19 protein-coding genes and 1 pseudogene are annotated in these 23,261 nt (G+C 62.7%); 10 read left to right on the top strand and 10 right to left on the bottom strand.

Going from position 1 to position 23,261, the window contains the following annotated elements:
• Positions 1-73: 73 nt before the first annotated feature.
• Positions 74-1,591 carry an acetyl-CoA acetyltransferase gene (locus SO180_RS15140; protein ID WP_449379627.1) on the bottom strand — a complete coding sequence of 506 codons (1,518 nt, stop codon included), beginning with the start codon at positions 1,589-1,591 and terminating at the stop codon, positions 74-76.
• Between the two features lie 126 nt (positions 1,592-1,717).
• A pseudogene (locus SO180_RS15135) lies at positions 1,718-1,849 on the bottom strand (nitronate monooxygenase); the annotation flags it as partial.
• A 246-nt stretch (positions 1,850-2,095) separates the two neighbouring features.
• Here SO180_RS15135 and yghU point away from each other — a divergent pair.
• On the top strand, positions 2,096-2,977 hold the full coding sequence (yghU, locus tag SO180_RS15130) for a glutathione-dependent disulfide-bond oxidoreductase (RefSeq protein ID WP_449379626.1): 882 nt from the start codon (positions 2,096-2,098) through the stop codon (positions 2,975-2,977).
• 128 nt (positions 2,978-3,105) lie between these two features.
• Here yghU and SO180_RS15125 read toward each other — a convergent pair whose 3' ends face one another.
• From SO180_RS15125 to SO180_RS15115, 3 genes are all read right to left on the bottom strand, one after another.
• Positions 3,106-4,380: an acyl-CoA dehydrogenase family protein gene (locus SO180_RS15125; protein ID WP_449379625.1), complete on the bottom strand. Its 1,275-nt coding sequence runs from the start codon at positions 4,378-4,380 to the stop codon at positions 3,106-3,108.
• 265 nt (positions 4,381-4,645) lie between these two features.
• Positions 4,646-5,023, bottom strand: a complete 378-nt coding sequence (locus SO180_RS15120) for a VOC family protein (RefSeq protein ID WP_449379624.1) — start codon at positions 5,021-5,023, stop codon at positions 4,646-4,648.
• A 126-nt stretch (positions 5,024-5,149) separates the two neighbouring features.
• The gene (locus tag SO180_RS15115; RefSeq protein WP_449379623.1) at positions 5,150-5,929 is read right to left on the bottom strand and encodes an SDR family NAD(P)-dependent oxidoreductase; all 780 of its coding nucleotides are present in this window, start codon (positions 5,927-5,929) and stop codon (positions 5,150-5,152) included.
• 171 nt (positions 5,930-6,100) lie between these two features.
• Between SO180_RS15115 and SO180_RS15110 the strand changes: the two genes are divergently transcribed.
• From SO180_RS15110 to SO180_RS15100, 3 genes are read left to right on the top strand one after another with little or no spacing between them, the layout of a single operon-like run.
• Complete coding sequence (locus SO180_RS15110; protein ID WP_449379622.1) at positions 6,101-6,889, top strand: enoyl-CoA hydratase/isomerase; 789 nt, start codon at positions 6,101-6,103, stop codon at positions 6,887-6,889.
• A 10-nt stretch (positions 6,890-6,899) separates the two neighbouring features.
• Complete coding sequence (locus SO180_RS15105) at positions 6,900-7,886, top strand: phosphotransferase family protein (protein ID WP_449379621.1); 987 nt, start codon at positions 6,900-6,902, stop codon at positions 7,884-7,886.
• A gap of 2 nt (positions 7,887-7,888) precedes the next feature.
• The gene (locus SO180_RS15100; protein ID WP_449379620.1) at positions 7,889-8,266 is read left to right on the top strand and encodes a DUF6285 domain-containing protein; all 378 of its coding nucleotides are present in this window, start codon (positions 7,889-7,891) and stop codon (positions 8,264-8,266) included.
• A 164-nt stretch (positions 8,267-8,430) separates the two neighbouring features.
• Here the strand turns inward: SO180_RS15100 and SO180_RS15095 are convergent, their stop codons facing one another.
• On the bottom strand, positions 8,431-9,210 hold the full coding sequence (locus SO180_RS15095; RefSeq protein ID WP_449379619.1) for an enoyl-CoA hydratase-related protein: 780 nt from the start codon (positions 9,208-9,210) through the stop codon (positions 8,431-8,433).
• Positions 9,211-9,422: 212 nt separating this feature from the next.
• Between SO180_RS15095 and SO180_RS15090 the strand changes: the two genes are divergently transcribed.
• Positions 9,423-10,697: an acyl-CoA dehydrogenase family protein gene (locus SO180_RS15090; protein WP_449379618.1), complete on the top strand. Its 1,275-nt coding sequence runs from the start codon at positions 9,423-9,425 to the stop codon at positions 10,695-10,697.
• 170 nt (positions 10,698-10,867) lie between these two features.
• Here the strand turns inward: SO180_RS15090 and SO180_RS15085 are convergent, their stop codons facing one another.
• Both SO180_RS15085 and SO180_RS15080 read right to left on the bottom strand, forming a co-directional pair.
• On the bottom strand, positions 10,868-12,448 hold the full coding sequence (locus tag SO180_RS15085; RefSeq protein WP_449379617.1) for a fatty acid--CoA ligase: 1,581 nt from the start codon (positions 12,446-12,448) through the stop codon (positions 10,868-10,870).
• A 259-nt stretch (positions 12,449-12,707) separates the two neighbouring features.
• Positions 12,708-13,580 carry an SDR family oxidoreductase gene (locus tag SO180_RS15080; protein ID WP_449379616.1) on the bottom strand — a complete coding sequence of 291 codons (873 nt, stop codon included), beginning with the start codon at positions 13,578-13,580 and terminating at the stop codon, positions 12,708-12,710.
• A gap of 105 nt (positions 13,581-13,685) precedes the next feature.
• Between SO180_RS15080 and SO180_RS15075 the strand changes: the two genes are divergently transcribed.
• The 3 genes from SO180_RS15075 to SO180_RS15065 are packed head-to-tail and all read left to right on the top strand — an operon-like array spanning position 13,686 to position 16,184.
• Complete coding sequence (locus SO180_RS15075; protein ID WP_449379615.1) at positions 13,686-14,495, top strand: crotonase/enoyl-CoA hydratase family protein; 810 nt, start codon at positions 13,686-13,688, stop codon at positions 14,493-14,495.
• A gap of 13 nt (positions 14,496-14,508) precedes the next feature.
• Entirely contained in the window at positions 14,509-14,640 is a 132-nt protein-coding gene (locus tag SO180_RS15070; protein WP_449379614.1) for a hypothetical protein, read from the top strand.
• Positions 14,637-16,184, top strand: a complete 1,548-nt coding sequence (locus SO180_RS15065; protein ID WP_449379613.1) for an acyl-CoA synthetase — start codon at positions 14,637-14,639, stop codon at positions 16,182-16,184. Before SO180_RS15070 ends, SO180_RS15065 begins: the two co-directional genes overlap by 4 nt.
• 213 nt (positions 16,185-16,397) lie before the next feature.
• Here SO180_RS15065 and SO180_RS15060 read toward each other — a convergent pair whose 3' ends face one another.
• Together SO180_RS15060 and SO180_RS15055 are read right to left on the bottom strand one after the other, a co-directional pair.
• Complete coding sequence (locus SO180_RS15060; RefSeq protein WP_449379612.1) at positions 16,398-17,576, bottom strand: OpgC domain-containing protein; 1,179 nt, start codon at positions 17,574-17,576, stop codon at positions 16,398-16,400.
• A gap of 340 nt (positions 17,577-17,916) precedes the next feature.
• Positions 17,917-19,320 (bottom strand): invasion associated locus B family protein, encoded by a 1,404-nt coding sequence (locus SO180_RS15055; protein ID WP_449379611.1) that lies wholly within the window; start codon positions 19,318-19,320, stop codon positions 17,917-17,919.
• 459 nt (positions 19,321-19,779) lie between these two features.
• Here SO180_RS15055 and SO180_RS15050 point away from each other — a divergent pair, with 459 nt between their 5' ends.
• Together SO180_RS15050 and ppc are read left to right on the top strand one after the other, a co-directional pair.
• Positions 19,780-20,184 carry a YccF domain-containing protein gene (locus SO180_RS15050; protein ID WP_449379610.1) on the top strand — a complete coding sequence of 135 codons (405 nt, stop codon included), beginning with the start codon at positions 19,780-19,782 and terminating at the stop codon, positions 20,182-20,184.
• 240 nt (positions 20,185-20,424) lie between these two features.
• Positions 20,425-23,235: a phosphoenolpyruvate carboxylase gene (ppc, locus tag SO180_RS15045; protein WP_449379609.1), complete on the top strand. Its 2,811-nt coding sequence runs from the start codon at positions 20,425-20,427 to the stop codon at positions 23,233-23,235.
• Positions 23,236-23,261 lie beyond the last annotated feature (26 nt).

Genomic DNA, 23,261 nt, shown 5'->3' with positions numbered 1-23,261 from the left:
CGATGCCTTCACCCCCGAGGAATGCGCCAACTACCTCAAAAATTCAGGCTATCGAACTTAATGCCATCACGCTTTAGCTCACCTTCCACTCGGGCACGCCGTCTTCCGCCATCGCGATCCCGCCGAGCGATCCTACGGGCGTGCGGTCCATGTTCAGCAGATGCGCCAGTGTCGCGTTGTCGCTTGCCGGAATGCGCGCCAATGTTCGCCGGTCGTCCTCCGTGCGCAGCATGACGACGCCGTGCTCGACGTTGCCATTGCGGCCGTAGAGTACCGTAAAGCTCTCGACTTTGCCCGGGCCTGAGGCCTCGGTCACGAACTCCGGCACCGCGCGCTTGTTGCGGTCGGCATCAAGCTGCACACTCGAGGCCTGCGCCAGCGCCGCGCGCGGCGGCGTTTTCGAGAGCACGAGCCCGTGGTGCTTGGTGACGAAACCGCCCTGGCCGTAGAGCAGGCCGAGTTTCGCGCCACCGCGCAATTTGCGCACCATCGCGCAGGCCGCGTGGGTCATGTAGTTATTGAGCGGTGCGCCGAAGAAGGTAAGGCCGCCGGTCACGGTCGGCTGCACATCGGGCCCGAGCCCCAGCGTCCGCCGCGCCATCTTCGGCACGCAAGGAAAGCAGCTATACAGCTCGATTGCGTCGAACTGCGTGCCGTCACCGCCGGCGAGATCCATCACCGCCTTCAGCACCGCATTCTGCGGATGGCTCTCATAGAACTGATCGCGCGGGAGATAGTCGCGCGGCTCCTCGGCCGAGGCGCCACCGAGCGGATAGACCAGCCGGTCCTCGGCAATGCCGGCCGCGCGCGCCTTCGCAAGGCTGGTGAGCAGCAGCGCGCCGCCCATGTTGACCATTGGGTTGGCGACCATGAGTTTCGTGCAGGGCCACGCGATCAGGCGGTTGTCCGCGGTCGGCGTCGTGATCTCGGCCGGCGCAAAGCGCCGCTTCAACCAGGCGTTCGGATTTTGCGCGGCGGCCTCCGAATAGCGCGACCACAGCGTGCCTGATTCCGCCATCGCCTCGCGCGGCGTCTGCCCCCAATGCGCGGAGGATGCGGCCTCGTAGAAGGGATAGACCGTGACGGGACGAAACACGCCGAGCTTCACGGCGAGCGGCTTCTGGAACGCTGCGCCGCGCTTCGGCTCTTCGACGTCATGCGCAAACGGCGTCCATGGCAGTTTTGCTCCGGCGCGTTCCGCCTTGGTCGCGGTCGATTGCGCCTCCGCGCCGCAGACGGCGGCCACACTGCATTCGCCGCGCGCGATGCGCTGCGCCGCCTCATGCAGATAGCGGATCGGGCTCTCGCCGCCGACCGGCCCGTAGTAGCAATGCGAAGGTTGAACAGCGAGCCGCCGCGCCAGCAGCTTTTCGGGATCGCGATAGCGCCAGCTCAGGAAGTTGACGACGTCGAGCGATTGCACCTCGCCAAGCAGCCTTGCGCCAGCATCTTCTTCGGCCCGCCGGAGCGCCTGTTCGAGAAGATCGAGCGGCTCGAGGCCCGCGGTGATCTCCTTGGGACGATCGACGATCTCGCCGATGCCGACGATGACGGGAACGCGGTCTGGGGGGATGCTGGTCTTGCCTGTCATGACTTCCAATTCACGGTGTCGGTTATTTCGTCATTGCGAGCGAAGCGAAGCAATCCAGGCTGTCTCCGCGGAAAGATTCTGGACGAAGTAGCGTGCCCGCGCATTGCCCGCGGCGGCCGCGCGGGCCGGCGTGTGCACGGTGGCGCCCAGCACGCCAAAATCGCCGGCGCGGCTCACGGCGGCCACGACGTCGCGGCAATGGCTGAAGGCGAACAGGAGGAACTTGATTCCCCGCATCTCGCAGATAGGCGATTTCATCTGTCTCTCCCCGGCGGCCGCCTTCGCGTTGCTCTTGCTTTGGCGAAAACGCTGGCTTGGCCTCGCCACCATGCAAAGCCGCTTCGCCATGGGCTTCTTGCGTGTAGGCGCCGGACGGACGGAGCACCCCGGCCATGACGAAACGGGGAGGGCGCCCATCCGCCAATGCAACCCGGCGCTCTTGCCAATCTCGCCGGTATCGCTAGCTAACAGCCCACGCGCCCTTCCGCGCTGGAGCTCTTTTTCATGACCGACGCACCCGCCTATGAGCCGCCCAAAGTCTGGACCTGGAATAAGCCGAGCGGCGGGCAGTTTGCCAGCATCAACCGGCCGATCGCAGGCCCGACGCATGACAAGGAGCTGCCGGTCGGCCGGCATCCGTTCCAGCTCTATTCGCTGGCCACGCCGAATGGCGTCAAGGTGACCGTGATGCTGGAGGAGCTGCTTGCGCTCGGCCACAAGGGCGCGGAATACGACGCCTGGCTGATCAATATCGGCAAGGGCGATCAGTTCGGCAGCGGCTTCGTCGCCATCAATCCGAACTCGAAAATCCCCGCGCTGCTGGACCGCTCCGGTCCCGAGCCGATCCGCGTGTTCGAGTCCGGCTCGATCCTGGTCTACCTTGCCGAAAAGTTCGGTGCTTTCCTGCCGAAAGATATCAAGACGCGTACCGAAGCGATGTCCTGGCTGTTCTGGCAGATGGGCAGCGCACCCTATCTCGGCGGCGGCTTCGGTCATTTCTACGCCTATGCGCCGACCAAGATCGAATACGCCATCGATCGCTTCGCGATGGAAACCAAGCGCCAGCTCGACGTCCTCGACCGGCGGCTTGCGGAGAGCGAGTACCTGGCGGGCGGTGACTACACGATCGCCGACATCGCGGTCTGGCCGTGGTATGGCGCGCTCGCCAAGGGGCTCGTCTATGGCGCTGGCGAATTCCTGTCCGTGCAGGACTACAAGAACGTGCAGCGCTGGACCGATCAGATCGCCAAGCGCCCGGCGGTGAAGCGCGGCCGCATGGTCAACCGCGTCTCCGGCGACCCCGCAAGCCAATTGCACGAGCGTCACGACGCTTCCGACTTCGAGACCAAGACGCAGGACAAGCTTCAGACGGCGGCTGCGTCGTAAGCCCCTCCACGAGTTGTAGTCGTAGGGTGGGCAAAGCGAAGCGTGCCCACCGCTCATGTCAACCAATGCGGAAGGATGGTGGGCATGGCGCGCGAAGAGCGCGCCCTTGCCCACCGACAGCAACAGGCTTACGGCATGCTCAGCTCATGCCGTCCCACCACCATCCAGTGCACCTCGTCCGGGCCATCTGCAAAGCGCAGGTGGCGAACGTCCTGGTACATCTCGGCGAGCGGCGTCCATTGCGAGATGCCGGTGGCGCCGTGCATCTGGATCGCCTGGTCGATGATGGTGCAGGCGCGCTCCGGCACCATGGCCTTGACCATGGAGACCCAGACGCGCGCCTCCTTGTTGCCGAGCACGTCCATGGCCTTTGCCGCCTTCAGCACCATCAGCCGCATCGCCTCGATCTCGCAGCGCGCCTGCGCGATGATCTGAAGGTTGCCACCGAGATGGGCGATCTTCTTGCCGAAGGCCTCGCGCGTGAGGCCGCGCTGCACCATCATGTCGAGCGCCTTCTCGGCCTTGCCGATGGTGCGCATGCAGTGATGGATACGCCCGGGTCCAAGGCGGAGCTGCGAGATCTCGAAGCCGCGGCCTTCGCCGAGCAGGATGTTGTCTCTGGGCACGCGCACATTGTTGAAGCGCATATGCATGTGTCCGCGCGGCGCGTGGTCCTGGCCGAACACGTGCATCGGTCCCAGGATTTCGACGCCGGGCGTGTCCTTCGGCACCAGGATCTGCGACTGCTGCTTGCTCGGCGGCGCATCGGGATTGGTCTTGACCATCACGATCATGATCTTGCAGCGGGGATCGCCGAGACCCGAGATGTAATACTTCTCGCCGTTGATCACCCATTCGTCGCCGACCAGCTTTGCAGTGGTCGAGATGTTCTTGGCATCGGATGAAGCGACGTTCGGCTCCGTCATCGCGTAGGCCGAGCGGATCTCGCCGTTCAAAAGCGGCTTCAGCCACGTCTCCTTCTGCGCCTTGGTGCCGACGCGCTCCAGCACCTCCATGTTGCCGGTGTCGGGCGCCGAGCAGTTCATGGTTTCCGAAGCCAGCGGGCTCTTGCCGAGCTCGACGGCGATATAGGCGTAGTCGAGGTTCTTCAGGCCCTGGCCGGTGTCGTCATCGGGCAGGAAGAAGTTCCAGAGGCCTTCCTCCTTGGCCTTGTTCTTGGCCTTCTCCAGCACCTCGAGCTGACCCGGCGTAAAGCTCCAGCGGTCGTCCTTCTTCTCGCCATGCTTGATGAACTCCACCGCCATCGGCTCGACGGTCTCGCGGATGAACTTCTTCACGTGGTCATAGAGCGGCCGGACCTGGTCAGACATTCTGAGATCATTGAGCTCGTCGCCGGGATTGAGCGTGTAGTTGGTGGTGCGGGGCACATAGGCGTGTTTCATTCTTGTTCCTCCCGATTGAGTGGGCCGCGATTGCCGCGACAATAGACGCGGCGAGGTCAAAGCGCGAGCGTGGTTTTTTGAATCGATGTAGATCAAACAGCGTTTGAAACGCCATGCCCGCCGCAGTCCCCGGCGTCATCGCCCGACTTGATCGGGCGATCCAGTACTCCGTGAGATCAGTGAGTCCAACGAGAGGCCGCGGCGTACTGGATTCCCCGCCTTCGCGGGGAATGACAGCTTCGATTGGGCGGGAGCGATTGCCCGCTCACACCATCCGGTGCATCGCGCAGATCTTGTTGCCGTCGGGATCGCGCAAGTAGGCGAGGTAAGCCTTGCCCGCCGCGCCCTCACGAATGCCGGGAGGATTCTCGCAGGTCTTCCCGCCGGCCGCGATGCCGGCCGCGTGCCAGGCCTCGACCTGTTCGGGCGAATTGCAGGCAAAGCCGATGGTGCCGCCATTGGCGTGCGTCGCAGGCTCGCCATTGATCGGCTTGCTCACCGAGAACACGCCGGCCCTGGTGACGTAGAAGATGCGATGGCCGTCGACCCGCGCCGGCCGCACCTCGAGTGTCGCCAGCAGCTTGTCGTAGAACGCCTTGGCCTTGTCCAGATCGTTGGTGCCGATCATCACGTGCGAGAACATTGCTCTTTTCCCCCTGTTGTTGTGACTCAGTTTGTAGGGTGGGTTAGCGAAGCGTAACCCACCAATCTCTTTCACGCGGATAATTCCATGGTGGGTTACGCCTTCGGCTAACCCACCCTACAAATCTCAAAACGCGGTATAGCCGCCGTCGATCACGAATGTATCCGCCGTGTGATAGGATGATGCCTTGCTCATCAGGTACACCGCGATGCCGCCGAAATCGGATGGCTCGCCGAAGCGCCGCTGCGGAATCCGTGGCATCACGTTGGCGACGAATTTCTCGTTGGCCATGATCCCGGCGGTCATGTCGCTCCTGATCCAGCCCGGCAGGATCGCGTTCGCGGTGACGCCGTAGCGCGCCAGCTCGACGCCGAGCGCGCGCACCAGCGCGTTGATCGCGGCCTTGGTCGCGGCGTAATGCTCGTTACGCGCGGTGCCGAAGATCGAGGCGAGGCTCGAGGTTGCAACCAGCCGGCCGAAGGGATCGCCGGCATTGGCGCGGTCGGTCATGTGCCTGGCCGCGGCCTGGAAGGCGTGGAACACGCCGTCGAGATTGGTCGCAAACATCGAGCTCCATTCTTCCTCGGTGCGTTCGATGAAGGAGCGCCGTCCGCCGCCGCCGATGCCGGCATTGGCGAAGCAGCCGTCGACCCGGCCGAACGTGTCGAGCGTCGCCTTCATCGCCGCATTCACTGACGCAGGATCGGTGACGTCGCAGACGCGGGCATCGACCTTGCCGGGCGAGCCGGCCATGCTGGCGACGGCAGCCTTGTTCTTCTCGGCGTTGCGGCCCCAGATCGAGACGTTGCAGCCTTGTGCGGCCAGCGCCTGCGCGATGCCGAGCCCGATACCGCCATTGCCGCCGGTGATCACGGCGACGCGGCCGGTGAGATCGAAAATGGTCATGGGTGTTTCCCCGCTGTTTCTTGGCATGACGCGCATCAGCCTGTGCGCACAAGATTGTCCGCTATGTCCCGATCACCATGGACAAGCCGCCGACAAAAATCAAATATGCGCTCCGACGAAAAGCAATTCCGGTCTGCGGAACATCGCGGCCGCAACGGGGGTGAGGAAACCATGCAGTTCAAACACGTCGCGCTCGATTTCGACGGGCCGGTCGCCATTCTGAAGCTCAATCACCAGGAGGTCATGAACGCCGTGTCGGTGGACATGCTGGGCGGGCTCACGGAGGCGCTCGACGAGATCGAGGAACGGAAGAGCGAGGTCCGCTGCGTGGTGCTGACCGGCGCGGGGCGCGCGTTCTGCACCGGCGCGAACTTGCAGGGCCGCAACAATCAGTCGAAGAAGACCAAGGCCGGCCTGACACTCGAGACCGGCTTTCACCCGTTCCTGCGGCGGATCCGCAATCTGCACTGTCCAATCGTTACGGCGGTCAACGGTCCGGCTGCCGGCGCCGGCATGAGCTTTGCGCTGCTCGGCGACATGATCCTATGCGCGCGATCGGCCTATTTCCTGCAAGCCTTCCGCCGCATCGGCCTCGTGCCCGATTGCGGCTCGACCTGGTTGTTGCCGCGCCTCGTCGGCAAGGCGCGGTCGATCGAGCTGTCGCTGATGGGCGAGCGGCTGCCGGCGGAAAAGGCGCTGGAATGGGGCCTCGTCAACCGCGTCCATGACGACGGCGCGCTGATGGAGGAGGCGATGAAGCTCGCGCATGAGCTTGCCAACGGGCCGACGGTGGCGCTGTCGCTGATCCGCAAGCTCTATTGGGACAGCCCGGAAAATTCCTTCGAGGAGCAGCTCAATCTCGAATTCCAGTGCCAGCTTCGTGCGGGTGACACCGAGGATTTCCGCGAGGGCGTCGGCGCCTTCCTCGAGAAGCGTCCGGCCAAATTCAGAGGTAAATGATCAGAGGCAAATGATCGAGGCGGAGCTTTCGCGTAGCGTCGCGCGCTGGTGTCCTGGGGCAACCGGCGTCACGGGGGCTGCAAAACTGTCCGGCGGTGCCAACCAGGAAAGCTGGCGCTTCGACATTCTGCATCCCAATGGGAACGTTGGCGCGATCCTGCGTCGTGCGTCGAGGGACTATCGCGTGGCGCCGTCGCGAGCGGCAGGCTTCGTCGCCGAGGCCAGGCTGATGCAGCTTGCATACGAGGCGGGAGTGCCGTCGCCGCGCGTGCTGCATGTCCTGACGGCGGAGGACGATCTCGGCACCGGGTTCATCATGCAGCGGGTTGAGGGTGAGACGATTGCCCGCAAGATCTTGCGGGACGATGAGTTCGCCGCGGCACGCCCGCTGCTGGCGCGCCAGATCGGCGGCATCCTCGCCGGCCTGCATAAGCTGCCGCAAGCCGAGCTGCCGGAGCTTCGCCGCATGACCGCGAGAAAGGAGCTCGACGAGTTGGAGCGCGACTATCGCAACTTCAACTGGCCGAAACCGGTGTTCGAACTTGCGCTGCGCTGGCTGCGTGACCACGATCCCGGTCCGTCCGACGAGGTGACGTTGGTCCACGGCGATTTCCGCAACGGCAACCTCATCATTGGGGCGGATGGCGTGCGCGCGGTGCTGGATTGGGAGCTCGCTCATCTTGGCGATCCCATGGAGGATCTCGGCTGGATCTGCGTCAACTCCTGGCGATTCGGCGAGATCGACAAGCCGGTCGGCGGTTTCGGCCCACGCGAGGAAATGTTTGCCGGCTACGAGGCTGCTGGCCGCAGGGTCGATGCGGCGCGGGTGAAGTTCTGGGAAGTGATGGGCACGCTGCGCTGGGGATTGATGTGCGGCGCCATGATGCAGCGGTTTCGCGCTGGCCCCGATCATTCCATGGAGCGCGCCATGATCGGCCGCCGCGCCTCAGAGACCGAAATCGACCTGTTGCGCCTGCTGGCGCCGCGAGGGAGCTGAGCATGCAGGACGAGCCGAGCCCGATCGAGCTGACCCATGCGGTCGCCGATTTCCTCCGCAGTGAGATCGTGCCGCTGATCTCCGGCCACCAGGCATTCAAGCTGCGCGTCGCCATCAACGCCCTCGACCTCGTTGTGCGGCAGTTGACTCTGGAGGAGGGGAGTGATGGGCGCGAGATGACGCGGCTGCGCGTGCTGCTCGGCATGGACGGCGCGTTGACCGAGCTCAATCGCGCGCTCGCCGAGCGCATCGCGAAAGGCGAGCTGGACCTTGCGACGCCGGGGCTCGCCGAACATCTCTGGCAGACCACGATGGACAAGCTCGCCGTCGATCAGCCGAATTACGCATCGTACAAGCGGGAGTTGTCGAGGGGTGGATGATCCAGCCCCATTCGCAGCCGTCATCGCCCGGCTTGACCGGGCGATCCAGTACGCCGCGGCAGTTGTTATGAATATCGCTGCCTCTGGAATACTGGATGCCCTCGCTTTCGCGGGGCATGACACCGGTGATGTGAAAGGGCCCTCGCCATGACAGGCGCAGAGCCCTACCGTCCCAGCCACTTCGGCGGCCGCTTCTCGGAAAACGCCTTCGGCCCCTCGATGTAATCCTGCGAGGCCACCATCGCCTTCACCGCCGGGTACTCCCGCTGCTCCTCGATCGCCTGTTCCAACGACACGGCGAGCCCCTTCTGGATGGTCTGCTTCGACGCGCGGATCGACATTGGCGAGTTCTTGGTGATCATCTCCGCCCAGCGCAACGCTGACGCGAGCGCTTCGCCCTGCGGCACCACCTCGTTAACGAAACCGAGCTCAAGGCCCTCCTTGGCGCTGACGTGGCGCGCGGTGAGGATCATGCCCATGGCGCGCTTCAATCCGATCTGCCGCGGCAGACGATGCAGGCCGCCGGCAAGCGCGGCGAGGCCGACGCGTGGCTCGGGCAGCGCGAAGGTCGCATTCTCCGAGGCGATGATCAGGTCGCAGGCGAGCGCGATCTCGAAGCCGCCGCCCATCGCGACGCCATTGACGGCGGCGATGATCGGCTTGTCGCAGTCGAAGCGCGAGGTGAGGCCGGCAAAGCCGCCCTTGTCCCAGCCGCGTTTTCCTCCCGCCGCCTGCCATTTCAGGTCGTTGCCGGCGCAGAACGCCTTGTCGCCGGCTCCCGTAACGATCGCAACCCACTGCGCAGGGTCTGCCGAGAAATCGTCGAACACCTTGTTGAGCTCGAAATGCGCATCGATATGCAGCGCGTTGTAGACCTCGGGCCGCGACAGCGTGACGATGGTGAGCGGACCCTTGCGTTCCACCTTGGAAAATTTCAGCTCCATGATCGCTCCCGCATTTTCTGTTGGAAGGAATTGATCGCCATACTAACGCGCGGCCGGACCTCAGCACCATCCAATTGCGCAAGCGCGCATTGCGTAACCGGCGCCTCTCGGCTTGCTTGACTTGCCAGCGCTCTTCTCACCTTATTCGAGGCAAGCAAAAAGCGCGTAGCGCCTTAACGCAAAACAACAAGATAGCTCCGGGAGAGACTGCCGTGGATTTCTCATTGCCTGCCGATCTCGTCGCCTACCTCGGAGAGCTCGACCGTTTCATCGAACGCGAGATCAGGCCGATGGAGGAGGCCGACGACAACATCCGCTTCTTCGATCATCGCCGCGAATGGGCGCGCACCGATTTCGAGAATGGCGGCCTGCCGCGGCATGAATGGGAGGCGTTGCTGCGCAGGGCGAAGGATTGCGCGGATGCCGCCGGCCATCTGCGCTTCGCGGTGTCCCGGCAATATGGCGGCAAGGACGGTTCCAACCTCTGGATGGCCGTCATTCGCGAACATTTCGCCGCAAAGGGTCTCGGCCTGCACAACGATCTTCAGAACGAGCATTCCATCGTCGGCAATTTCCCGGTCGTGACCATGCTGGACCGCTACGGTCGCGACGACCAGAAGGCGATGATCGACGGCTCGATCAAAGGCAAGTATCGCATCACCTTCGGCCTGACCGAGCCGCATCACGGCTCGGATGCCACCCACATGGAGACGCGTGCCGTTGCTGCGACGCGCGACAACGTCAAGGGCTGGATCATCAATGGCCAGAAGATGTGGACGACCGGCATGCACGTCGCGACCCATTGCGCGCTGTTCGCGCGCACGTCAGGCAATGATGGCGATGCGCGCGGCATCACCTGCTTCCTGGTGCCGGCGACCAGCCATGGTGTGAAGGTCGAGGAGTACATGTGGACCTTCAACATGCCGACGGACCATCCCCGTGTCAGTTTTACGGACGTGTTCGTGCCCGGGGACGCGCTCTTCGGCGAGGTCGGCCGCGGCCTGTCGCTCGCGCAGTGCTTCGTGCACCAGAACCGCATCCGTCAGGCCGCAAGCTCGCTCGGCGCTGCGGTCTATTGCATCAACGAAAGTGTCAAATACGCGCGCGAGCGAAAGCCCTTCGGCAAGGCGCTCGCGGAGAACCAGGCGATCCAGTTCCCGCTGGTCGAACTCGCCACCCAAGCCGAGATGCTGCGCCTGTTGATCCGCAAGACCGCGTGGGAAATGGATGGGCTCACCGAGGAGCAGATCGAGCGAACGCTCTCCGACCGCGTCTCGATGTGCAACTACTGGGCAAACCGCCTTTGCTGCGAAGCCGCCGACCGCGCCATGCAGGTCCATGGCGGCATGGGCTATTCACGCCATAAGCCCTTCGAGCATATCTACCGGCATCACAGACGCTACCGCATCACGGAGGGGAGCGAGGAGATCCAGATGCGGAAGGTGGCGGGATTTTTGTTCGGGTATATGGGCCCGGGGAAGCATTGAGGCGCGAAGTCGTAGGGTGGGCAAAGCGACTCATCCGCCGTAGCTCGAAGGGCGAAGGCGGAAGCGTGCCCACCACTTCTGCCGAAGACGCGGTGGGATGGTGGGCACGACGCTTCGCGCCTTTGCCCACCCTACGGAATCTGCGCGCGCCCCGAGACGACGAGCGAGAATCAATTCACCCTTCGATCCTTGCCCGCCCAATACGGCTCGCGCAACTGTCGCCGCAAAATCTTGCCTGACGGATTACGCGGCAGCGCGGGGATGAACTCCACGCTCTTCGGGGTCTTGAAACCGGCGATCCGTTCGCGGGTGAAATTGATGATGTCGGTGGCGCTGGCCTCCTTACCGGGCTTCATCACCACGATCGCCTTCACCGCCTCGCCCCATTTGTCGTCGGGCACGCCGATCACGGCGGCTTCTGCCACATCGGGGTGGTCGCACAGCGCGCTCTCGACCTCGGCCGGATAGATGTTCTCGCCGCCGGAGATGATCATGTCCTTGATGCGGTCATGGATGTAGAGGTAGCCGTCCTCGTCCTGGTAGCCGGCATCACCGGTGCGCAGCCAGCCGTCGGCGCGAAGCGTCGCGGCGGTTGCCTCCGGCAAGTTCCAGTAGCCCGCCATGTTGGAGCCCGAGCGTGTCGCGATCTCGCCGACCTGGCGCGGCGGCAGCGGCTTGCCATTGGCATCAAGGATCGCGATCTCGACGCCCGGCAGCGCCTTGCCGGCGGAGCGCATCCGCTCCAGCCCCTCGACATGATCCTCCGGCGGCAGCGCGACGATCGTGCCCGTCGTCTCGGTCATGCCGTACATCTGCACGAATCCGCACTTGAAGACCTCGATGCATTCCTTCAGCAGCGCCGCCGGGATCGGTGAGGCGCCATAGAGCATGTATTTCAGGCGCGAGAAATCGACCGTTTTTGCGCGCGGCTGGCGCACCACGAACTGCATTGCCGCCGGCACCATGAAGAGTTTCGTGATGCCCGACAGCTCGAAGAAGTCGAGCACCTTTGTCGGATCGAACTCGCGCGCGATCACGCCGCGGGCGCCATGATAGAGTCCCATCACACCCCAGCCTGAGCCGCCGATGTGGAAGATCGGCATCGCGACCAGCGACACGTCGTCGGTCGACCACCTGTTCCACTCAGGCTTGTCCTGGGCATTTCCGGTCTGAACGAGATTGAGGAAGTTCGCATGCGACAGCATCGCGCCCTTCGGCTTGCCGGTGGTGCCGGACGTATAGAGCTGGATCGCAATGTCCTTCGCGTTGATCGGTACGTTCGGGTCGTTGCCTTCTTGCGCATCGCGCCAGGCGGTGAAATCGGGCCATTCCGGCGCGCCGCCTTCGGTGGTGATCACGCTGCGCACGTTCGGCAGCTTGTCCCTGATCTGGCGCGCCAGCGCGATGAACTCAGGCCCGACGAACAACACCGGCGCCTTGCAGTCCTCCACGATGAACGTAACTTCCGGCCCCGCGAGCCGCCAGTTCACCGGCGCCATCACCACGCCGGCTTTCATCGCACCCATCAAAAGCTCGAAGTAGACGTCGCTGTTCTTGCCGAGATAGGCGATGCGGTCGCCATGCCTGACGCCCATCGCGAGAAGCGCATTGGCGACCTTGTTCGTCTTGACGTCGAATTCGGTAAAGCTGGTGAGGCGTCCCTCGAACTCATAGGCGGTGGCGTTGCCGCGGCTCTTCGCGCGCTCGCGCACCATCTCGGCGAGGTTCGCCAATGGCTGTGATGTGGACATGTCTCTCCCGTGGCGTCTTGTTTTTATGCCGCGGAGTGTGGCGTCATCCGCAGGTAAAGACAATACGGGGGAGGGGAGCTTCGGTTTCGTGTCCCGGACGCGCTGCAGCGCTCTCCCGGCGAAGCGAAGCTTCGTCCGATGCGCTGCTGCGCAGAGCCGGGACCCACACTTTCGCGCACGTGCGAGCAGGCTGGGCCCCGGCTCTGCAACGCATCACGCCGCAAGCGCCCCGCGCTGCGTTGCGTCCGGGGCACGAGACCTAGCCCCTCGCAGCCCGGTCCTTCTCGTTCTGCGCCATGATGGACTCCCGCGCCGCTTTCCAGTCGTCGTCGCTCCAGTCGCGGAGCTGGTAGAAATTGCCGCCCATGGCCAGCGCCTGCCCGCCGTCCATGGCGATGGTCTCGCCGTTGATCCAGTCGCAGCCGCCGGAGATCAGGAACACGGCGAGATTCTGCAATTCCTCCATGCTGCCGACGCGGCCCATCGGGTTCATCGCTTTGGTGCGCGCGCCGGCCTCGTCGCCCGGCTTGATGCGCTTGCTCATGCCTTCGGTTGGAATTTCGCCCGGCGCAATCGTGTTCAGCCGGATGCCGTGGCGGCCCCATTCGGTCGCAAGCGACATCGTCATGGCGTGGATCGCGGACTTGCTCATCGCTGACGGCACCACGTAGGGCGAGCCGTTGCGCACCCAGGTCACGGTGATCGACACCACGTTGCCCGGCTGCTTCGCGGCGATCCAGCGCTTGCCGACGGCATGCGTCACGTAGAACGTGCCGTGCATGACGATGTTGGCGACTGCGTCGAAGCCGCGCGGCGAGAGCTCTTCCGTGCGCGAGATGAAATTTCCGGCGGCGTTGTTGATGAGGTCGGTCAGCGCGCCCTCGCGAAAGATGTTCTCGATCATCTCCTCGACCGCGAGCGCGTTGCGGATGTCGACGCCATGGCTGGTGACGCGGCCGCCGTAGAGGTCCATCAGCTCAGTCGCGGTCTCGTCGCACACGATCTTGCGCCGGCCGCAGATGTGCACCTCGGCGCCGAGCTGGAGAAAGCGCGCCGCCATCGACTTGCCGAGACCGGTGCCGCCACCGGTCACAAGGATGCGCCGGCCGGCCAGAAGATTTTCCTTGAACATGGCGTTTCCCCTCGATGGATTTTGAGTTAATTGGTCGATTGACTAAATCTGGCCGCCGCCCTCCTGTAAAGCCGCGACCGATCAAGAACAGGGGAGAATCCGTCGATGGAAGAGCGCGTGTCGATCTCGGTTTCGGAAGGCGTCGCCGACGTTCGCCTGGTGCGGGCGGACAAGATGAATGCGCTCGATCAGGCGATGTTTCAGGCATTGGTCGACGCAACCGACCGGCTTTCCAAGGAAAAAGGCGTGCGCGTCGTCGTGCTGTCCGGCGAGGGGCGGGCGTTCTGCGCCGGCCTCGACATGGGTCGTTTTGCCGCGATGAAGGAGAAGGGCGGCAATGGAATTCCGGGTGGCGAAAATCGTGATCTCACCGTGCGCACGCACGGCAAGGCGAATTTTGCGCAGCAGGCGGTGTGGGGCTGGCGTCAACTTGCGGTGCCCGTGATCGCCGCCGTGCACGGCGTCGCCTTCGGTGGCGGCTTCCAGCTCGCGCTCGGCGCCGACATGCGCTTCGTCGCACCCGATGCGCGGATGTCGATCATGGAGATCAAATGGGGCCTCGTGCCCGACATGGCGGGCACGCCGATCCTGGCAAGCCTCGTGCGCGACGACATCCTGCGCGAGCTCACCTATACGGGCCGCATCTTCTCGGCGCAGGAGGCGATGTCCTACGGCCTCGCGACGCGTATCTGCGATGACCCACGTGCTGTCGCGCTCGAGGTGGCGCGCGAGATCGCCGGCAAGAGCCCCGATGCGATCCGCGCCGCAAAGCGCATGCTGAACAATCTCTCGGTCGATCCGGCTCCCGCGCTGCTTGCCGAATCCGTCGAGCAGCAAAAGCTGATCGGTAGTGCGAACCAGACCGAAGCCGTTCGCGCCAACATGGAAAAGCGCGCGCCGAAGTTCGCGGATTGATGAACTCTTCGTCATGGCCGGGCTTGTCCCGGCCATCCACGTTGTTGGTCGAAGGCGACGAAGCAAGGTCGTGGATCACCGGGACAAGCCCGGTGATGACGAAATAACCGACCTGTCGCCGGTCAACGAAGAAAAGCAAAAATGAGCGAAACGTCCCAACTCTTCCTCGGCCTCGCCTCCGGCGAACGCCACCGCAGCCATGCGGAAGTCGCCGACCGTGCCGATCGCATCGCAAGCGGGCTCGCCGGGATCGGCGTCAGACAAGGCGATTGCGTCTGCATGCTCATGCGCAACGACATCGCCTTCCTGGAAGCTGCCTACGCCGCGATGCGGCTAGGTGCCTACGGCGTGCCGATCAACTGGCACTTCAAGCCGGACGAGATCAACTACATCCTGCAAGACTCCGGCACGCGCGTTTTGATCGCGCATGCCGACATGCTGCACGCCTTGCACGATGCTATTCCTGAAGGCATCACCGTGCTCAGCGTGCCGACGCCGCCGGAAATCCTGAAGACCTACAAGATCGATCCCGGTCATCTGGCAATACCGGACTCCGCCATCGATTTCGATTTGTGGCTCGCACAATTTCAGCCCTATGACGGCCCCGTCGTGCCGCAGCCGATGAACATGATCTACACCTCGGGCACGACGGGCCATCCCAAGGGCGTGCGGCGCAGTGCGCCTACACCGGAACAGATGGCTGCGGGCGATCGCATGCGCGCGATGATCTATGGCCTGAAACCCGGTTCGCGCGCGCTTTTGCCGGGACCGCTCTATCATTCCGCGCCGAACTCGTTCGGCATCCGCGCAGGAAGGCTCGGCGGTGCTCTTGTGCTGATGCCGCGCTTCGAGCCGCAAGAGTTTCTGGCACTGATCGAACGTTATCGCATCGACACCATCTTCATGGTGCCGACCATGTTCATCCGCCTGATGAAGCTGCCGGTCGAGGTACGCCAAAAGTACGACATCTCCTCGCTGCGCCACGTGATCCACGCCGCCGCGCCCTGTCCGCCCGACGTCAAACGCGCGATGATCGAGTGGTGGGGGCCGGTGATCTACGAATTCTACGGCTCGACCGAATCCGGCGCCGTGACCTTCGCGACGTCAGATGACGCGCTGAGGAAACCCGGCACGGTCGGCAAAATCTCGCCTGGCGCCGAGCTGCGCTTCCTGGGCGAAGACGGCCGCGTGCTTGATGTGGGCGAGATCGGAGAAATCTATTCGCGCATGCGCGAGACGGCGGATTTCACCTATCACAACAAGCCCGAGAAGCGCACGGAGATCGATCGCGACGGCTTCATCACCTCGGGTGACGTCGGCTATATCGACGCGGACGGCTACGTCTTCATCTGCGACCGCAAGCGCGACATGGTGATCTCGGGCGGCGTCAACATCTATCCGGCCGAGATCGAGTCCGTGCTGCACGCTGTTCCCGGCGTGCACGATTGCGCCGTGTTTGGCATCCCCGACGCCGAATTCGGTGAGGCGCTGATGGCGGTGGTCGAGCCGCAAGCCGGCATCACGCTCGATGAGGGCTCTATCCGCACCCGGCTCAAGGCCCAGCTCGCCGACTACAAGGTGCCGAAGCACATCGAGATCCGCACGGAGCTGCCGCGCGAAGATTCCGGAAAGATCTTCAAGCGCCGTCTGCGCGATCCCTATTGGGACGAGGCGGGACGGAGGATCTGAGGTCGTGCAGTAGCCCGGATGGAGCGAAGCGCAATCCGGGATCGGCTCCGCGTATCCACGCGCATCCGCGATGATCTCCGGGCGGCCGCGTTCGAGGTTGCGCGTGAGATCGCTGGCAGACTGAGCAATCTATCACGATTTTGCTCCCGATGTCCGCTTGAGAAGTTGCTTCAGGCTCGGTGTGCACACGCGGCATAGAACCGACGGTTACGTTCAAACCACCATTCTCGCACCCGACTTGGCCGCGATGGGTGCTTCCTTGCGTGGCCGCTTGATGATCTTGTCGACCTTTTTCGACCAGTCGCCGTAGTACGCCAGGGCGCATAGAATTCCGATCCCAACGACGCTTATCAGAATTTGAGCAAGTAACGTTCCTGAGCTAGTCGTCAGCACGAAAAAGCCGAGGAACGAGAGAAATATGCCGACGCAGAACACCCGCAGGGACTGTTGGCCGCATTTGATGAGCGGATCGCAAATGGGGCTCTTCAGCCCCTTCCAATCCATTGGCATGAAGCGGATCACGAGCAATGCGATCACAACGAAATGCACGGCTCGGTAAGGCGCAAGATTTGTCTTGTCGTTCGGATTGAAGGCATCAAACATCCAGTCTGGAACGATCTGCCTGATGCTTTCGACGGAAGCCGCCAGCGTTAGGATGAGGGCAAAAACCAGATAGCCGATGCCCAAACTCACGACCCACCGTGAAATGAGGAAAGGTCGGATTTCTGTGCCTCCACCGAGTGCAGTCCACGCGCCCAGACAGAACAGGAACTGCCAGCAGAGGGGATTGAAGAACCAATGGCCTTCGGGATAGGCGGCAAGGTTCCAGCCGAAATGACGGGCCGCGAGATAGAGCAAGAACGACGCTAGTAGCGTGAGACCAGGGCGTCGCAGCATGATCCATAGCACCAACGGAAACAGCGCCATCAATACGATGTAGAGAGGTAGGACGTCGAGGTTGACCGGCTTGAACCGCAACAGGAGGCCTTGTATCAGCATCGCGAAAGGTCTGTCGCCCAGTCTTGCCACATTGAATTGATGGACAAGGGTGTCAAATTGAAAGCGATAAGCGACATATCCGACCGTCGCGACGTAGAGCACAAACACCATGACATGCGCGACGTAGAGTTGCCAAACCCGCCTCCATAGCCGCGTCGCACCGACGACAAACCCATGGTCTCGCATCATGCGGCCAAAGACTAGCGCTGCCGTGTATCCTGATATGAACACGAATAGATCGGCCCCATCGCTGAAGCCGTAGTTGCGCGTGGTGATCCAGTTGACCACGTTATTCGGCATGTGATTGAGAAAAATCGCCCAATTTGCCACTCCTCGCAGCAAATCAAGACGCAGGTCGCGGCCCTGAGAAGGAAAGACGGCTGTAATCTTCATCTTGGCTCGCGAGCCTCAATCGGACGCAACACCGGGCGTTCGACTGCAAATCATACCTTCCGTCTCTTTTGGAAGATTGATTCAGGTCAACCGTCTGCGCGAGCCCGCCACTAACAATGCTCGTATCTGACTGGAGCCGATCCGATGCCGAACCGTGCTTTTAATAGGCCCCACGAGGGACGGGGTACATCAAGAACCAAGGTAACCGTATCCCGTCGCATGGCTTGCTTGGAACGTCATCGCGGTTGCGCTGTTGCCCGCCTATGTCGCGGGCTGACGCGAACCGACGACACTGCGCATGGCGGGCTCTAACGCTTTCTTTGAAACACCGGAAAACGGCTCATTCCTGATCCATGCCGAAGTCAAATGTCTCCGCGGGTGCTCCCTTCCGAACGGTGCCAAATTGATCAAGCGATAGCGTCAACGCGATGGATGAGGAGTTCAGGTCCGCAAGTTCGAGCTTCAGTTGCTTTCCGGAGTCGAGCTTCGCGATGAGATTAGAGTTAACGGGGGCGGCTGCAATGCAGATGTTAGTCAGGCACCAATTGAAAGGAAACTGAGTCGGGGGTCCCTGATCCACGCTGACTTTGACGCCCTTTTGCAGGTTCGCCCCTTGTGGAACGAAAAGTTGCATGCGAGCAGCGCCGTCAGCGCGCCGGATCAGATCGACTCTGGCCACGACCTGACCAAGATCGTCGGTGCCGGTCGATGTCGTACGGCAGATCGCAGTCCCATCACTGGAATTGAAACAGAGCTTTCTCCAAGCCAAGTATTGAATCGTTTGAGGTAGGCGCACCCTGGGAGCTTTTGCTTGTAACTCCGCACCAGAACGGGAGCCGCCCATTTGTTGCTGCGCGCTGCTGGTTGCTGAATGCTTCTCAAGAAATTGGCTTACCAGCGGAGACCAGATGGGTACTGCGTCGGGGGAATCGATCATGAAGTGGCCGTCGCCTCCGAATGCTGGCAGCACATGATATTCGGCGTTTCCTCCCGCCGCTACGAAAGCATCATGCATCCGCTTCGTCAGCTCTGGCCCGAAATAGGTGTCGTTCTCCGTGTATATCCATAGCATCGGTACTCGCGCCGACTGACCGAACTCGCTCGTCGTTGCGACGAGTTCGTCGGGAGCACAGTTGTTGTTCGGTTTGCCATCTACTCTGCCTCCGCGTCCTGCCGCAAAGGTAATGACAGCTTGAACTGACGATGGGTTGAGGCTCGCGAGAGCCATCGACCCCCATCCACCGCCAGACTGACCCACGACGACAACCTTGCCGGGCTGAATGAATTTCTTCTTGCTCATGTAGTCGATGACCCACTCATTCATGGTGGCGATGGCAAGTCCCGGGCCTTTGAAGTTAGGGTTGTTGCAGGTGCCAACGTGCGCAAAGACCGCTCCATAGAGCCCCTGATCTTTGTCATCCAGGCTACTGGCTCCGTATCTCACCGGTGATATGACAAAATAGCCGCGGCTCGCGAACCACCGCGCAGCCGCGCGGTACTCGATAGTCGGGAACATAGTCCGTTCCTGAAGGCCGAGCGCAATTCCGTGATTCATGATCACAAGAGGAAATGGGCCATCGCCGATCGGCCTTACCACGAAGGCAAGCATAGGAAGTGGGAAGGGGAGCGCCCAGATTTCCTCTTGGATTGTTGGCGATGCTGCAACGTCTTCCGCTACCGCCTGGGAATGAAGAGCCGGTGGAGATGCTAGCAAGGCCAGAGCAATCAGAAGGCGCTTCAGCATCTTCTTACTCCGTTCTTGGGAAAAATGCTTCAGATACTATTGGAAGGCTAAGTGGCCGAGACTCGAGCCCTTTGACGTAGATCAAGCCCCGAAGTCTGAAAAATCCTCTGACCTGCGGCCACTCGTGTTGGACTGCCGCCGTGCTCGGGAATCTTGCGCATCCGCTTGTTCCGAATTCTGCCCTCTTCGTCCTGAACAACGAAACGTGTCCTAGGTTGCGCCTTGATAGGTGGGGCGGAAGTTCGGAGGTCTATCGCTGTTTCATAAATCGGATAAGCGAAGCGACATCCGGGACTTTGACGGTACCGACCCGCATTCCGCTTCGCTTCATGCGGGCTACAAGCTCTTAACCAACGCGAAGGCCAATTCCCGGCATTGCCTGGAGCGAATTTCGGAGCTGTCTTCGCAGCAACAGCTTTCGAGCTTATACAAGCGGGGTCATTGACGGCGGATTATCTCATGGCTCCGGTTTCGATCCTGCTCAACTTGCTCTGGATTCTCATCGGCGGTGCCTGGATGGCGTTCGGCTGGCTGGTGGCTTCCATCATCATGGCCATCACCATCATCGGCCTGCCCTGGGCGAGGGCGGCGTTCAACATCGCCGTCTACACGCTCCTGCCGTTCGGCTCAAAAGCGGTGCGGCGCGACGAGGTCACCGGAGAGAGCGATATCGGCACTGGCCCGCTCGGCGTGCTCGGTAATATCGTCTGGTTCCTGCTCGCCGGCTGGTGGCTGGCGCTCGGCCACGTCATTACCGCCGTGATCCTGGCGATCACCATCATCGGCATTCCCTTCGCCTGGGCTCACCTGAAGCTCGCGGGCATCGCGCTCTGGCCGATCGGCAAGGTGATCGTGCCGGCCTAGCCCCAACCATCCCATCTACAACATCTTGTGTTTCTGGTTCGATGCGTCGGGCAAGCCCTACTTTGCATGGGGTTGATTTCGAGGAAAATGACATCGCGCGCGCCGTTAGGGCAAGTCGTCTGAACGACGTTGCCCTTCGCCCTCCAGTGTGCGCCGCCCCCAAGTTTATCTTGCACCGCGGCAAAAAACTTGCACACTCGCCGAGCCGGGCAGCCAAGGGACTTCGAAGGGAATTTAGCCATGTCCCTCCAGACCGTACCATCTGACACAGCGATCGATCGTTCCAACCGCGCCGAGGAGGCCCAGGCGCTGGAGGCCGATGTCCGGCTGCGGGACGATATTCGCCTGCTCGGGCGCATCCTGGGCGACACGGTGCGTGACCAGGAGGGCGCCGACGTGTTCGACCTGGTCGAGCGGATCCGCCAGACCTCGATCCGGTTCCACCGCGACGAGGACCGGCTCGCTCGCCGCGAGCTCGAGCAGATCCTCGACAGCATGTCGATCCCCGATACTTTGCGCATCGTCCGCGCCTTCAGCTATTTCTCCCACCTCGCCAACATCGCCGAGGACCAGAACAACATCCGCCAGATGCGCGCCCGGAGCGCCGCCAAGGAAACCGGATCACGCGGCGGATCGGGCGTGCTGGCGGAGACGCTGGCGCATGCGAAGAGCGCGGGCGTGAGCGCCGACGCGTTGCGCGGCTTCTTCAAGGAGGCCCTCGTCAGTCCGGTGCTGACGGCGCATCCGACCGAGGTCCGCCGCAAGAGCACCATGGACCGCGAGATGGAGATCGCGGCGCTGCTGGACAGCCGCGAGCGCCTTGCCATGACGGCGGACGAGGCCGCGGCCAGCGACGAGCAGTTGCGGCGCGAGGTGCTGACGCTGTGGCAGACCAATCTGCTCCGCCGGACCAAGCTCACCGTGCTCGACGAGGTCGCCAACGGCCTGTCGTTCTACGATTACACCTTCCTTCGCGAGGTTCCGCGCCTCATCAACGCGCTGGAGGATCGGCTGGAAGAGGGCGGCGAGCAGGCGGCAGCCGAGCTCGCCTCGTTCCTGCGCATGGGAAGCTGGATTGGCGGCGATCGTGACGGCAATCCCTTTGTCACCGCCGACGTCATGCGGGGCACGCTACGGCTGCAATCGAGCCGGGTGATGCAGTTCTATCTCAACGAGCTGCACGTGCTCGGCTCGGAATTGTCGATCGCGGCGCATCTTGCCGATATCTCCGAGGAGCTGCGCGCGCTCGCCGAGCGCTCGCCCGACACCTCGCCGCACCGGAGCGGCGAACCCTATCGCCTCGCGGTCTCTGGCATCTATGCCCGTCTGACCGCGACGGCCGAAAAGCTCCAGGTCGAGATCACGCGCCGCCCGGTCGGCAAGGGCGCGCCGTACGAGAGCGTCAGGGAACTGCAGGCCGATCTCGACGTGCTGCATCGCTCGCTGATCTCCAACAACGCCCGCGTCATCGCCCGCGGCCGGCTCCGGCTATTGCGCCGCGCCGTGGACTGCTTCGGCTTCCATCTGGCGCGACTCGACATCCGCCAGAACTCGGCGGTGCATGAGCGCACCATCGCCGAGCTGATCGATGCGGCAAATCCCGGCATGTCCTATCTCGCGCTCGGCGAGGAGGCGCGCATTGCGCTGCTCACCAACGAATTGCGCAGCACGCGCTCGCTGGTCTCGCAATTCATCAAGTACAGTGACGAGACGATGGGCGAGCTCAACGTATTCCATGCTGCCGCGGAGGCGCATGCGAAGTTCGGCTCGGACGCCATTCCCCAATGCATCATCTCGATGTGCAAGGGCATGTCGGACATGCTCGAAGTGGCCGTGCTGCTCAAGGAGGTCGGTCTCGTCAATCCGTCGGGGCGCAGCGCCATCAACGTCGTGCCCCTGTTCGAGACCATCGAGGACCTGCAGGCCTCATCCGGCATCATGGACCGCATGCTGGCGCTGCACGATTACCGCAGGCTCGTCGACAGCCGGGGCAGCGTGCAGGAGGTGATGCTCGGCTATTCCGACAGCAACAAGGACGGCGGCTTCGTCACCTCGGGCTGGGAGCTCTACAAGGCGGAGATCAATCTCGTCGAAGTGTTCGAGCGCCACGGCGTGCGCCTGCGCCTGTTCCACGGCCGTGGCGGCTCGGTCGGCCGTGGTGGCGGGCCGAGCTATGACGCGATCATCGCTCAGCCGGGCGGCGCGGTGAACGGCCAGATCCGCATCACCGAGCAGGGCGAGATCATCTCGTCGAAATATTCCAACGCCGAAGTCGGTCGCAACAATCTGGAGATCCTCGCCGCCGCGACGCTGGAGGCGAGTCTCTTGCATCCGCGCCAGAGCGCGCCGCGGCGCGAATATCTGACCGCGATGGACGAACTCTCGAGCCTCGCCTTCAAGGCCTATCGCGGCCTCGTCTACGAGACCGATGGGTTCGTCGACTATTTCTGGTCGTCGACCGTGATCAACGAGATCGCGACGCTCAACATCGGCAGCCGCCCGGCTTCGCGCAAGAAGACCCGCGCGATCGAGGATCTGCGGGCGATCCCCTGGGTGTTCTCCTGGGCGCAGTGCCGCCTGATGCTGCCCGGCTGGTACGGTTTTGGCAGCGCGGTCGAGACCTGGATCGCGGAGCATCCCGACAAGGGCATGCCGTTCCTCAAAGAACTCTACAAGGAATGGCCGTTCTTCCGCATGCTGCTGTCGAACATGGACATGGTGCTTGCAAAAAGCTCGATCGCGATCGCCTCGCGCTATGCGGAGCTCGTGCCGGACGAAGCCTTGCGCGAGAAAATTTTTGGCCGCATCCGCCGCGAATGGCATTCATGCATTGAGACGCTGCTCGATATCATGGGGCAGGACCGGCTGCTGCAAGGCAACCCGCTGCTGGAGCGTTCGGTGCGTCACCGCTTCCCTTATCTCGACCCGCTCAACCACGTGCAGGTCGAGCTATTGAAAGAGCACCGCGCGCAGAATCCGGACGAGCAGGTCCTGCGCGGCATTCAGCTCACCATCAACGGCATCTCGGCGGGCTTGCGGAATACGGGTTAGCGCAACACATTCAGTCGTCATGCCCG

This window comes from Bradyrhizobium sp. UFLA05-112, from assembly GCF_053572325.1.
This window is presented reverse-complemented; position numbering and strand designations above follow the sequence as displayed.

Bases quoted from the DNA above. Each gene is read 5' to 3' on its own strand.
- SO180_RS15080 (WP_449379616.1), bottom strand. From the start codon at position 13,580: ATGTTCAAGGAAAATCTTCTGGCCGGCCGGCGCATCCTTGTGACCGGT.
- SO180_RS15085 (WP_449379617.1), bottom strand. From the start codon at position 12,448: ATGTCCACATCACAGCCATTGGCGAACCTCGCCGAGATGGTGCGCGAG.
- SO180_RS15105 (WP_449379621.1), top strand. From the start codon at position 6,900: ATGATCGAGGCGGAGCTTTCGCGTAGCGTCGCGCGCTGGTGTCCTGGG.
- SO180_RS15065 (WP_449379613.1), top strand. From the start codon at position 14,637: ATGAGCGAAACGTCCCAACTCTTCCTCGGCCTCGCCTCCGGCGAACGC.
- SO180_RS15075 (WP_449379615.1), top strand. From the start codon at position 13,686: ATGGAAGAGCGCGTGTCGATCTCGGTTTCGGAAGGCGTCGCCGACGTT.
- SO180_RS15055 (WP_449379611.1), bottom strand. From the start codon at position 19,320: ATGCTGAAGCGCCTTCTGATTGCTCTGGCCTTGCTAGCATCTCCACCG.
- SO180_RS15050 (WP_449379610.1), top strand. From the start codon at position 19,780: ATGGCTCCGGTTTCGATCCTGCTCAACTTGCTCTGGATTCTCATCGGC.
- SO180_RS15110 (WP_449379622.1), top strand. From the start codon at position 6,101: ATGCAGTTCAAACACGTCGCGCTCGATTTCGACGGGCCGGTCGCCATT.
- SO180_RS15095 (WP_449379619.1), bottom strand. From the start codon at position 9,210: ATGGAGCTGAAATTTTCCAAGGTGGAACGCAAGGGTCCGCTCACCATC.
- SO180_RS15060 (WP_449379612.1), bottom strand. From the start codon at position 17,576: ATGAAGATTACAGCCGTCTTTCCTTCTCAGGGCCGCGACCTGCGTCTT.
- SO180_RS15125 (WP_449379625.1), bottom strand. From the start codon at position 4,380: ATGAAACACGCCTATGTGCCCCGCACCACCAACTACACGCTCAATCCC.
- SO180_RS15140 (WP_449379627.1), bottom strand. From the start codon at position 1,591: ATGACAGGCAAGACCAGCATCCCCCCAGACCGCGTTCCCGTCATCGTC.
- SO180_RS15100 (WP_449379620.1), top strand. From the start codon at position 7,889: ATGCAGGACGAGCCGAGCCCGATCGAGCTGACCCATGCGGTCGCCGAT.
- SO180_RS15070 (WP_449379614.1), top strand. From the start codon at position 14,509: ATGGCCGGGCTTGTCCCGGCCATCCACGTTGTTGGTCGAAGGCGACGA.
- ppc (WP_449379609.1), top strand. From the start codon at position 20,425: ATGTCCCTCCAGACCGTACCATCTGACACAGCGATCGATCGTTCCAAC.
- yghU (WP_449379626.1), top strand. From the start codon at position 2,096: ATGACCGACGCACCCGCCTATGAGCCGCCCAAAGTCTGGACCTGGAAT.
- SO180_RS15120 (WP_449379624.1), bottom strand. From the start codon at position 5,023: ATGTTCTCGCACGTGATGATCGGCACCAACGATCTGGACAAGGCCAAG.
- SO180_RS15115 (WP_449379623.1), bottom strand. From the start codon at position 5,929: ATGACCATTTTCGATCTCACCGGCCGCGTCGCCGTGATCACCGGCGGC.